Genomic DNA, 12,270 nt, shown 5'->3' with positions numbered 1-12,270 from the left:
GGTACAGGCAGCCGCTGATCAGCGGTTGGTCGGGGTCGCCTTCGAGGAAGGTGACGAGCACTTCCATGCCGATGCGCGGGATGGCGATGCCGCCGTACTGGGCGCCGGCCCAGGCGCTGGAGACGCGGAGCCAGCAGCTGGTTTTGTCGTCGGCCTGGCCTTCGCGGTCCCAGTGGAATTGGACTTTGACGCGGCCGTATTGGTCGCAGTGGATTTCTTCGCCTTTGGGGCCGGTGACCACGGCGCTCTGGCTGCCGAGGATGCGCGGTTTCGGGTGGCGCAGGGGCGGGCGGTTCGGCACGTCCCACGGGGTCGCCTGGAAGCGGTTGCGGTAGCCCTGGTGGAAATCGTCTTTGAGTGCGGTGGTGTCGCTGGTCACCGATTCTTCCAGCACTTGCGGCTGTTTGCCTTCGTGCAGCACTTCGGTCAGCAGCCACAGGTCGTTCCACTTGGCTTTTGGGTGCTCGGTCAGGGCCAGAAAATGGCCGCTGACCAGCAGCGGCTGATCGCTCTTGCCTTCAGCCAGTTGGAAGTCGCTGCGGTGGCGTTCGAGGGCGCGTTTGGCCAGGTGTTTGCCGCGCTCACGATCAACGAAACGGCCCGGGTAATCGTAGTCTTCGAGGTCGGGCAGGGCGTCGCCACGGTTTTCGCTTTCCAGGGTCAGGCGCGGTTTTTCGAAGTCGTAGTCGCGGCGCGTGGTGCGGCTGGTGCGGGTTTCCAGGCGCAGGTCGAAGCGCTTGATCACCGGGTTGCTGGCGACCATGCCGGAGTCTTGCTGGTAGGCCACAGGCTTGAGTTTCGGGAACACCGTCTGGTCATCGCCGAACACCAGCTTGTGCGCCGTGGCGCTGTGCTGGAAGTGGTAGTGAATGCCTTCTTCCTCGCACAGGCGCTGGATGAAATGCAGGTCGGATTCGTCGTATTGCACGCAGTAGAGGCGCTCGGGGTAGATCGAACCGGTCTGGAAATCGTAGGCGTTGCTCTGGATGCCGTGTTCTTCGAGGACCATGCCGATGATTTTCGGCACGCTGAGATTCTGGAAGATACGCTGGTTGACGCGGTGCGCCAGGTACGACAGTTGAGGGCGCAGGGTCACCGCCCGCAAAAGCGGGTCAACGTACGCGAAATTCTGAAGGGGCGTAAACAACATCGACCAGCAGAGCTGGTCGATGTGTGAAGCGATCAACCGTAATTAAACGACTGGAGCACGCCAGTCATCGGTAACCGATCCATAAACCCCACCTACCGCAGGATGAGGCTTTGATTTACCGTGGCATCTCCGGTGAGCAGTTCCACGGAAGCAAGGCCTCATAGTCCTCTACTGACGAGGCATGCGGCAACCGCTCAAGTACGTGGCGCAGCCACGTATAGGGCTCTTGGCCGTTGACCTTTGCTGTCTCGATCAAGCTATAGATCTGCGCACTGGCTGTCGCCCCTTTGGGCGTGTCACTGAACAGCCAGGCCTTGCGCCCGATCACAAACGGTTTTATTGCGCGCTCTGCCGGGTTGTTGTCGATCGGTAAAAATCCAGCTTCCACGTAACGCTCCAGCCGGCTCCAGTTGTTGGCAAGATAATTAACCGCCTTACCCAGCACGCTTTGCGGCGTGACCTGGGACTGGGTTTTCTCCAGCCAGCTTTTCAACTGCGCCAGTACCGGCAAGCTCTTTTCCTGGCGACCGATAAAACGTTGTTCATCACTCACGTCCTTGAGTTCACGCTCGACGCCGTACAGCTTGTTGATCATTGCCAGCGCGATATCCGCGCGCCCGGTTTTACCTTTCGGCTGTACTTTTTGCGCCTCGACAAACTTGCGCCGTGCATGGGCCATGCACGCCAATCGCTCAACACCGGGTTGCAGCGCCAACGCGTTATAGCCGGCGTAATCGTCGGTCATGACATAGCCGCGATAACTTTCCAGCAGGCGCAGTGGCACTTCCTGCGCACGGCTGGAGGTGTAGTCGAACAACACCACTTTTCGATCCGGCGGCCCGCTGGCCTGCACCCACATCCACGATTGGCTGGTCGGGTCGCGATCCGGTTCTTTGAGTACCTGGACGCGGGTTTCATCGCAGTGGATGACCGGGCTTTCCAATAAGCGGTCGCGCATCAGATTCAACAGCGGTTGCAGATGCTCGCCGCATTGGATGATCCAGCGGGCCAGCGTCTGGCGCGGGATTTCTATGCCATGGCGACTCAGCACCGTTTCGAAACGGTGCAGCGGCAAGCCATCGACATACTTGGTGGTCAGCAGCATCGCCAGAACGCTTGGGCTGGCCATGCTCTTTTCGATTAACTGCGCTGGCTTGTCAGCGATGACCGGTGCCATTTCACAACCGCGGCAACCGTAGACTTTGCGGATGTGTTTGATGACCCGGATCTGCATCGGCACGATGTCCAGCTGTTCGCTGGTTTCTTCACTGATCACGTGCTTGCGGCAACCGCAGGCACAGATCAGTTCGTGTTCGGGCAGGTCGTGAATGACTTCGATGCGCGGCAAGTCAGCCGACAACGGCTTGCGTTTGCCGCGACGCGGCGTCGGAGCCACAACTTCTTCATCGGCGTCGCCGATGGAAGGCATCGGCTCACTTTCAGGCTCGTTGAACAACGCCAGTTGCGGCGTGTTGGGTTCGACCGTCTGCTCGGATTTTCGATTGAACAAACGGTCGCGCAACAGCTTGATCTGTTCTTTCAGATCGACGATATGAGTCTGGTAGGCCTCAGCCGTTACCTGCTCACGACTGAGCGCCTCAAGCAGCAGTTGCTTGAGCAGGGCAGGATCGTCAGGAAGGTCTTTGGGCATGGAAATCATGCCCGGATTATACCGGGTCAGGCGACGAAACGCGGAGTCAAAACCTGATGCGGAGGGTTGCGCCAAAGATCAAAACCGTCCAGCAGCCAATTCAGTTCCTGCACCGTCAACACGATGGCTTCGTCGGGGTCGTCTGGTGATATTTTAAAACGTTCGGATTCGAGGCGCTTGAGCCAGAGACAGAAACCGTTGCGCTCCCAATAGAGGATTTTCACTCGGTTACGGTGGCGATTCAGGAAAACAAAAAGCACCGGATCGAATACGGCAACCTTGATATCCAGCTCGACCAGGGCGGCCAGACCATCGATGGATTTTCGGAAGTCGACCGGCTTAGGGTAGAGGTACACTTTTTCGACTTTGGCGTCGGGGCGCATCATGGCGTGCTGGCTCCTGAAAGAGATCGGGAGCACAGCATCCAGAATCAAATGGCGGCTTTGAATGTGGGGTTCGTGGATCGGTTACAGTCATCGGAACCCGAAGTACCGGATATTTCGTGGGGCCAGGTGATTTTGCGGTAGGTGAACTGCACTTCTTTCAGGTGGGTGAAGTGCGAGTTTCCTGGATTCTGGCAGTTGTGCATTTTGTTGTTGATGGCGACATAGGTAATCATGAACGATGAATATTATCGAAGTCATCGGCTTTCGGAGTTGCATGTATCCCTTTTGCTTCTTGAGCGCGGTAATACGCCTCAATCGTCAACGATGGATCGATACGCGCTTTAACGATGCAGGGTTCTTTTTGCCACGGATATTCCTGTAACTGCTTGGCCAGAGCCTTCTGTCCGCCTGTGATCCATCCTTTCGCCGACTGTTCTCTCCATCGTCGTGGGTTGCGGCCAGTTTTTGCGTCGTGCGCGACTGTCACGGGATCAAGTTGGCGACTTTGCTCAAGCACAGGCAGGTCAGGCAGCGGCTGCGTGATATCCATGTAGCGTTGTAGACAATCCCAAAAAGCGAGTGCGTTGGCCTGATCCAGCCCCAGCGAGTGAACCTTGGTCGCCAGGCAAATTTTGTTGTCGGTATAGCGATGATGCAGCCACAGCGCGTAGTCGTGGGAGCCGAAGCCATTAGGAAGTAACTGAAGCACCGGGTCGAACTCTTCAAATGGTGCAACGAATAGCTTGCGGAAACGCCTTTTGAACCTGAGCATGCCATCAGTTCGATTAAATTCGCTGCCATCGTGCGTGCTGATTTTGCTATGAAACCACAATAATGCGTCGGTTCCGAGGGAGGCTACGAAATATAGAAAGACGCCTGCCCACAGGGCGATACTCATTGAGCTCGTATTGAATAGTGAACCTTTTAACCAATAGGTAGTAATTGCACCGGCTACAAATCCTAAGACTTGCATGTGGTGAACAAACTTATTGCCCGTCATGAATAACACTAGAGAGGTGAGCATCAAAATGGCAGTGGAAATACCAATGAACGCGCCACCCGCAGTGCCAGGGGCTCCATGTCCTAACTCTATTCCTATGGAACCGAAGACCCCAAGAGTCCAAGGTGCCCAAATGAACGAAAAACTTACGAGCTTAAGTACGAAAAGAAAATGTGGCACTTTGCTGGAGTTTTGAAATTTCCAGTGTTTATTTGTGCAGTAGGTTTCTGTGTCGTGCTCGTCTTTTTTATTCGGGTCGGCGAGTTTGATAACCTCAAATTGTGAACTGACTTCCACCTCCGGCTCTAAGTTGGCATAATTACCAAATGCTAGATGAGTGTTAAACATTCCGGTCCGGTTGGCATCCTCCGGCCAGCGAGGTGGTGGTAAAAGCTTTTTGCTATCACTTCGGTATGCTCCACTAGCATAGGTGCTATTTATATCTGTAATCATACTTTAGACTCGATTATTTCAATCTGCCAATAAGGTGGTGCGTCTTCGGGTGAAATATTGTCCGGAGGTGTTTGGCGATCCCTAATAGTGAATGGTATCCATTTCTTAGGGCTAGGTTGAGGCAGTACTAGGCTCTCTTCTGTTTCGCTGACGCTGAGTTCAAATTGAGCGCTTATTTTAAGCCCTTCGGTCATTTCGAAGCTGTAGCGTTGCAGTGGAGTGAGATGCATAACTGGAAGGCTAGGTGATAAAATGTATAACACGCTGGTCGCATCTAGTGGCAAAGCAGATATTTTTGGGCTTGCCGCGGGAACGCGATTATATCGTTTGACAGATAATAATCCAGACTTCTCCAGTCTGGTTTGGAATTCTTGCGCGATCAGTCGAAATTTTTTATCATTTTCGAACATTGACAATAACGGCGAACTGAGAACTACAGCCCAATCGTTCATGGAGCGGTTACAAATAGCGAGCGAAGCGTTGATCGCTGGTCATCACTGAACGAACTATCAGTGAGGCGCAGGAGGATCAACTGATCCTGGTCTTTAACTCGCTCAAGTACTATCGCGTCTGGATCGATTCCCTTTGCTGAAACCGCATCGGCTATCAGTTTCTTGTATTTCTCATGCACCAGTGTGTCCGTGTACTGTGGCCCAGAGGCGGAATCTGATTTAACACTCTCTGGAGAATGTAACGTGGCAAAGTCTTCTTTACATCCGGTTAGTAGCAGAGCAGATGCAAGTAATATTTTTTTGAAGAAAACATAGTGTATCCATAAAATTTGCGCAATGTGCTAAGTCAATGCTCGCTCATTTTTTGAAATAGGTAATGAAGTCCACTCCTGATGCAAAAGCTTTCTCGATTTTGTTGCTTTGCTCTTGCAGTATCTTGCTAGGTTGGGCCCACTGCTCAAAAGGCAAAGGCTCGGACCATTCTTCAATGGATCTTGGCATGTTCCTCATCTTGTAACGATGGTCCCATTCGGAAACTAAGTAGGGAATCTTCCACCAAGTGAGTAAGCTCCCGATGTACCAAAGTGAAAGACTTACGAGGGACCTCTCACCGGCTGCATATTCTTCATGGATTTCTAAGCGTTTTGAATCGAACGTTCGACAATCTTAGTAAGTGGCCTTGCGTGGGCAGTGTTCAAACCCGCTTTCCATGAAAGTGCGAATGGCTTCCCATTTACTTAATCCATGTATGGGGGGGAGGATTCCCTGATTAATAAAATGAGTTTCGCCGCTTTTAGGATCGGTTAAAGCAATTCCAAATGTATAACTAATTACTGTCCCGCTTCAGGTGTAGCCCGTGCTTGTAGATATCCGGCTGACTAGTGTTTCCCAGTTTTGAATAATTGGACTATCGAAGTTATTAGGGAAAATACAGACTTGTCTGCGCTGTCTGTTAAATCTGATGGGACGATTGTGTGTCTTTGCGAGAGTCGTACTAACTGTTACGCAAAATCCCACTGCTATTGTTATCAGGTCTCCCCATGCGGCAATTGGAAGTCCGGATAGAAAGAATTCTTTGTAGTTGGATTCAAAGGTTTTCCCGTAATTGTTCAGGAACGATCCTAGTCCTGCGATGGTGGGGCCAATCACCAAACTCATGATCACCAGGAACATAGCGCCAGCAATAAACAGTTCTACTTGGAAAGGATTATTCTTATTTCTGATTCCGATATCAATGTATCGTTCGTTTATTTCTAGGATACTCCCATCGATATCCATTGGGGGCTGCCCAGTGGGCAATGGTAGCGGGGATAAAAAGAGAGCTTCGCCAGTAAGATGTTTTCGGATTTCACCTGCGTTAGGACGATTATTTTTTATTTTAAGCTCGTCATCTAAGTTTTTTGAGTTTGACTTCATGCTGGCGTCGTCGATTTTTGCGCTGCGCTTTTGTAAGCAAAGGTGACAGATTTATTTCTAAAAAATACATCTATCACCCTATCACCTTTTGCTCTCTTGGTTCCTACGCCTCGTTAACTTTTTTTAAATTAGACCGGCGGTCTTGCATGCCTCAACAAACGTTGCGCCTTTTTTATCCATTGCGTTTTTTACCGCCTGATTGGCGTTTATCAATGCAGCGCTTGGTTTTGCCCATTGTTCTTTAGGCAAAGGTTGGGACCAACTATCTACTTTTTCCGGTAGAGCGCGACTTCCCTTCCGGTAGCTCCACTCGGCCAGTATGTAAGGCATTTTCCAAAAGCTCAGCACGCGCCAGATGTACCAACGTCGCAATGGCCACGGTGTGCGCTTGGGGTAACCATAATGCTCACGCTCCTTGTCCGTAAGTTTGGCCCCTTCGTCGTTCGAATTGCACATCCAGCGAGCGTCATCGCGCTCAATTTCAAAAGTGTGCAGCCCTTCATAAGATTTCAGGCGATCACCTGTCGGAGTAAGTCCCAAAGCAGTTAGCACTGGGTTCGGCGTATCTACTATCTGTCCGTCTTCCATGTAGTTTCGGATTGATGTCCACATCCCTAGCGCGTGCGCGTCACTGGGCTGTGGGAGAAGAAGAAACTGCACTTTGTCTTGTTCGGCATCCTCAAGAGCCATCCCAAAAGTGTATTGGCGTGTCGCGCCATAACTGGTGATACCTTGGGTGTTTGCGACCCAAGCAACCACGCCCTCCCATGGCACCACCAGTACGCGATCAGTATTATGGTCAACGTAGCAAACTTCACGACGTTGGCGATTGAAGCGCACTGGATATTTTTTTGGAGAAAAAATTACGTCGGAAAACATTCCATATAAATAGGCTCCTATTGGTATTGCGAATAAGAGAGAAGCACTAGTCGTCACCTGTAAAAAGGTAATTAGATCAGTAAGCGGCTCAGGAAAATTTTCAGGGTAAAAAATAACGCCGGCAAGGATTACTAGGCTAGGCATTATGAATGCTGTAAACAGCGCCATCCAAATAGCCGCAGCGAGTATTTTTCCTTGCTCAACCATTCCCCAGTTGCTTCCACCTATCTCAAGGAATACGTCATTTATGGCGGAAAAGTTACGGCTAGAACCTTGTGTTTGTCCGGTGTAAACAGGTAGTGGGGATAAGAATAAGGTTTCGCTTAGTCCTCCTGTGCGAATCTCGCCCGCACAGGGTCGCTGACTTTTAATGTCCGGTGCATCTAGTGTTTCTGAAAACTGGTCACTGCGTTTGAAAATATTTTTAAACATCGACGGCCGCCAATTCTTCTTTTTTGAATATTTTAAACGTGCCTTTTCCCGCCCCGATCGGCAAGGTCTCAACAGGATCGAGTGTGTACTTGCCCTTGGTAGGGATTCGTACTCCATAGCTCGTGGTGATTCGTAAATCCTTTAAAACGAAGCAGGTGCGATGTATCAAATCGCGTTCTGCTTCCAATTGATAGCCAATGTTGAAGGCTAAAGCAAAGTCGGAAGTTTGCAAGGAGTCACTGATAGGGAGTTTGAGTGTCAGTGCTTCATTTCCTTTGCTGGCGACCATAAACCTTGTGGCCCAAGTGGCAGTACTTTCTTGCCATCGTAGTGGCGGGAGATTTGGATTGTATCCCCCTCGCATTGGAGCATCACGTTTTTGCTGGTACGCAAGTAACTGTAACTGACGGCTATCCATCTCTTTCGTGCTGACACCCGGGAGGATCAGTTTCAAATAGGTCTGCTTCTCATCGCGGATGAGTTCGCAAGTGGGCTTTTGCACCACCTTTGCCAACTCGCTCCACTCAACTTGGGTACTACGATTCTTTGTCTGGTTTCCCCATGCACTGGATTGCATCCACTTCTGCAGTTCGTCTAAATTGAAATAGTTATAAAGTCCTTCACCGATCAGCTGCAGGGCTGTACCTATTAAACCAATCAAATTGGCGCGTGCACCAATTGACACCAATTCTGGGCTTGCTTCTGCCCAAGCAAATACACGCATTTCAGTCGGTGTTTTTATTACGGTTTTAACAATAGAGCCAGTATGTTTGGCTCCCCATGTACCCGCGCCGATCAATATTGCGTCGCCGCTAATTTGTAGCGTTGAAGCGCCCAGCCCTTTGGAATCTCCTTGGGCGAGTGCTTTCGTCCACTGGATAGAGTGTTTGCGCAAATCCAGTGAAGCAGATAACACACTAAAACCGAACGCGCCGATGCCCGCGACGCCAGCCCAGCGACCTAGTCGAGTCATCGTATTTAGCTTACCGGCCGTACTTGCCATTTCCTCAATGTGCGCTTGGAAAATCGTAACTGAAAGCCCCTGTACTGTGGCAAATCCGGCGCCAGCGATACCAACAAACGCTTCAGTAAAAGACCAGGCATCGCTCGCTGACAAGGATGTTTTGTCTTTTTTAAGTAGAGTGCTCACTGCCTCGATGAATTTCTGTCCTTGAATGATGAACAGTCCAAAAGCCAGTAAGTCTCCCTTCGACTTTAAGGCTCCGCTCAGAGGTTTATTAAAGGTTCCCGTTGATCGAAAATCTCTAACTGTCCTGTCCATTTCCGCACGTAGTTGTGGGTCTAAGCCATCGATGACGGTGCCAATTTGTGCGGGGCTGTTACCTCCCACTACTAGGGCACCACTTAGCTTTTCTTCCAGAGGTATCAGTTGTAGTTTCAGTTGGTCAATTCGCTGCTGGTAAACAGCCTCACTGCCCGCTTGGGCTGAACCTGATGATTGCAGCATCAGTTCCCGATTTCGCAGCTTATAGGTTGCGCTTAATTGATCACGCAAGCTTAGTGATTGTTCGCTGGCCTGATTGTAATTAGCGATCTCCGTGGCCGTTGCTGCCCGTAAAGTCAGGCCTTTGGTGGAGAACTCGCGTAGCAACTGCAATCGTGCGGGGCTGCCGATATTTCGTATATAGGTATTTGGGTCAATATTTTGCATTCTTTTGAATGCATCATGTGCTTTTTCCAGTTGATCAGCAGCCTTTAGTTGGGTTGCCGGGTTATACGCCTCAGTAAGCATGCTTTGCAAACCGGCAAATTGAGTGCTCAATTTTGCGTAATTGGGTAGGCGTGCAGAGACCAAACTACTGAATTGATTGCCAAGCGCGTCGGCATTTACCAAATTCTCCTTCGCTGACAAAATACCAACAGCCAAATTGCTCAGGTCAACGAGTTTCTTAGCAATATCAATTTGATCTATCAGTCCTAAGGTGTCGAGTCCAGGTACGACTGTTAACAGATTCGATTCTAAATAGGTGGCGAGCTTTTCAACTGCTTTTCTATCGGGGCACATGGCTGCCACGCAGACGAACTCGGTTTTCAAACGATGCTCGATTTGGGCATCAAGATGAAAGTCGTAATACCACGCAGCCCGGTGGAAGAGTCCGTCAGTGAACATCGTCAAGCGATCTTCGCGTATTTTTCCTAGTCGCTTGCTCCAATGTGAGAGGAGATTTTGCTGGCGAGTAATAAATGTTTCCATTTCTTCTCGGTTGACAAGATTCGCGATACCGCGCTGGCCAAGATCCTTGCCATGTAAGGCCTCCCACGTTTGTAGGCTTAGCGTATTGATTGTGCTTTGGTGCTTGCGATAAAGCGGCTGCCCCATTGCATCGGTCATATCGACAAACGCCTTCGCGTAAGGATTGGTCAATGCTGCTTTTCGCCACTGAGACTCATCGCCATACACACCAGGGTCACGATGGTCGCGACGAGCCTTTAGGTAGTCGTAGATTTTTGATTGTTGTTGCTTGTTAGTTTCGTCTTTCAGCGCTTTGACGTCTGAATCTGTGCCGCTAAGGGCGGTCAGTCGTGAGGCATTAACTTCATATAAAGACTGAATGTAGGAGCCGGTAAGGTACTTTGCCTGGCATTTATCGTCGGCACTCCATTTTTCAATCCAGTCAGCTACTTTCAACTGTGCGCTGGCAAGGTCGCGCATGACACCAATGTCATCGCGCAGCACCAGAAAAAGATAATCATCCTTGTACGGGCCCTGTACCTTGCTGGTAAATGATTCTATTGCCGTATTTTGGAACTGCGGCTCATGTTCCCAGTTATAAGGTTTGCTCTCTTCTGAGTCGGCACCTTCAGGTAGCGCCTTGGCTCGGGTTTCGTTCTCAGCCACTTCGGCTAACCATTTTTTCGCCTGCATTTTGCTGAGCAGACTTTCACCTCCCTTCTCAGGGCAGACACTCGCCAATTCGACGGACTGCATTAAGCGCTTTCGTTCATCCTTGGATCTGAGAACTTGCGAGCACTTGAAGGCCGTCCATTGAATTTCCGAGTAACTGGCGTACAACGCATGATTGCGAGGGAAAACCAAGTGTGGTTCACCAATAGAGCTGGTTCGGGTGTCGCCCGATACTTCCTGACTGTTCCACAAAAGCTTGGTGATTTGACCTCTTTCGACACGGTATTCGTGCAGGTAACCAGTAGTGCCGTCGATTATGTACAAGTAGCCGTCGCGTAACAGCCGGATACCCAGCGGCTGGCTTTTCGTCTGAAATGGCATGGCCAGTTCAGCCTTCGGATCGAGATACTCAACCAGTCCAAAACGCAGCGGCAGTAGCTGCACTTTTTTCTTCGCCAATTGGCATTCACCCATGGGAACGCGGGTGTCCTTCGCACTCATGGCCATCGCTGCGGTATTAGCACTGGGTTTTGGCGGTTGTTGAGTAGTCACGATGGGCTTCCTTGTCGATCAATGGCACGTTGCTCAGCTAATTCAGCCGCGCGCTCCAGACGCTTCAATGGCGCTTCTGGTGTTGACTCCGCCAGCAGGAGAAAAATATCTGGGTGTTCAGTCACGGGTTCACCGGCCAAATACCCGAAAACGTTCGCGTAAAGTGTTATTTCCTGTTCAGAGGCATAGCCTTGCTGATACGCATCATCTGCAATTTTCTGCGCATACTGACGACGCTCAGGCCCTGCAAAGGATGACATAAAGTCTGGAAAATAAGTCTGCAGATGCTCGCTCAACCCTGAGACGAAATTACGAAACTCGACTTCGCCTAACGCCGTGAGTTCTGAGTCCGTCAAACGATAGGTATCGGGTTCGATATTTGCGGGATCGGGGCGCTGGTGTTGATGCCATTCAGCCACCACTCCATCCGGCAGGCAGATGTGCGTAACCGGACCAAACCAGCGGGCACCTCTGGCTTGCTCCGCCAGTGCGAACAGCGGTCGCATGACTGCTGGGTCGGCGATACGTGGCATGACCTCCACACCACTGGGGTGCTCTACAGTCAGCAGATGGCGCAAGTGGCTCCAGAGTTGGTGAACATCGGCATCACTGAACAGTAAATAACCCCATTCAAGGGCTGCATGCTCGCGGAAGTACTCCAATAGCGGATCGTTGGCGCCTTTGAGAGCAATCAAATAGGGCGAGATATCTGCCAGCTCCTGCCAGCGAGTGGACTGGTACAGGCTGTAGGCTTGGTTGTCCCACTGAAACAATTGCTGCGCGAGGTTGGGAACACTGACGCCATCCAGCAGCAGATAGGCTGGGGTTTTCCACGGCAGATCACTCGGGAGCGGCGGTAGTTCGATCATTTACTGTGCCTCCTTTTGCGCGGCCAGTTTGGCGGCTTCACAAACCGCACAAATCGGCTTCTTCTGCATCAACGCCTGCCGCTGCGCCGGCACCAGCAACTGCCCAGCCTTATCCGCATCCGCCTGCTTCAACGGCCCCGGCAACAACGGCGCAGCGCCCGTGC

General features: G+C 51.1%; 8 protein-coding genes and 3 pseudogenes. All 11 read right to left on the bottom strand.

Annotation, left to right across the window (positions count from 1 at the left end; all coding sequences use genetic code 11):
- Nucleotides 1-1,096: pseudogene (gene tssI / locus AACY50_RS28130) on the bottom strand (type VI secretion system tip protein TssI/VgrG); the annotation flags it as partial.
- Nucleotides 1,097-1,265: 169 nt separating this feature from the next.
- Nucleotides 1,266-2,810: an IS66 family transposase gene (gene tnpC, locus AACY50_RS28125; protein ID WP_339539842.1), complete on the bottom strand. Its 1,545-nt coding sequence runs from the start codon at nt 2,808-2,810 to the stop codon at nt 1,266-1,268.
- 17 nt (nt 2,811-2,827) lie between these two features.
- Nucleotides 2,828-3,187, bottom strand: a complete 360-nt coding sequence (tnpB, locus tag AACY50_RS28120) for an IS66 family insertion sequence element accessory protein TnpB (RefSeq protein WP_339539839.1) — start codon at nt 3,185-3,187, stop codon at nt 2,828-2,830.
- A 44-nt stretch (nt 3,188-3,231) separates the two neighbouring features.
- A pseudogene (locus AACY50_RS28115) lies at nt 3,232-3,408 on the bottom strand (hypothetical protein); the annotation flags it as partial.
- An 8-nt stretch (nt 3,409-3,416) separates the two neighbouring features.
- Complete coding sequence (locus AACY50_RS28110) at nt 3,417-4,085, bottom strand: hypothetical protein (RefSeq protein WP_339539845.1); 669 nt, start codon at nt 4,083-4,085, stop codon at nt 3,417-3,419.
- A gap of 551 nt (nt 4,086-4,636) precedes the next feature.
- Nucleotides 4,637-5,092, bottom strand: coding sequence for a hypothetical protein (locus AACY50_RS28105; protein WP_339434303.1), 456 nt, complete (start codon nt 5,090-5,092; stop codon nt 4,637-4,639).
- A gap of 843 nt (nt 5,093-5,935) precedes the next feature.
- On the bottom strand, nt 5,936-6,508 hold the full coding sequence (locus AACY50_RS28100) for a hypothetical protein (RefSeq protein ID WP_339434301.1): 573 nt from the start codon (nt 6,506-6,508) through the stop codon (nt 5,936-5,938).
- Nucleotides 6,509-6,631: 123 nt separating this feature from the next.
- On the bottom strand, nt 6,632-7,819 hold the full coding sequence (locus AACY50_RS28095; RefSeq protein WP_339539836.1) for a DUF6708 domain-containing protein: 1,188 nt from the start codon (nt 7,817-7,819) through the stop codon (nt 6,632-6,634).
- Nucleotides 7,812-11,237, bottom strand: coding sequence for a toxin VasX (locus AACY50_RS28090; protein WP_339539834.1), 3,426 nt, complete (start codon nt 11,235-11,237; stop codon nt 7,812-7,814). The genes AACY50_RS28095 and AACY50_RS28090 overlap by 8 nt, the downstream gene beginning before the upstream one ends.
- Entirely contained in the window at nt 11,234-12,106 is an 873-nt protein-coding gene (locus AACY50_RS28085; RefSeq protein WP_339539831.1) for a DUF4123 domain-containing protein, read from the bottom strand. The genes AACY50_RS28090 and AACY50_RS28085 overlap by 4 nt, the downstream gene beginning before the upstream one ends.
- Nucleotides 12,107-12,270, bottom strand: a pseudogene (locus tag AACY50_RS28080) (type VI secretion system tip protein VgrG); the annotation flags it as partial.

Source organism: Pseudomonas sp. RA_15y_Pfl2_54, from assembly GCF_963971015.1.
Lineage (GTDB): Bacteria > Pseudomonadota > Gammaproteobacteria > Pseudomonadales > Pseudomonadaceae > Aquipseudomonas > Aquipseudomonas baetica_A.
The sequence above is the reverse complement of the archived record's forward strand: the minus strand, read 5'-3'. Positions and strand labels throughout refer to the sequence as shown.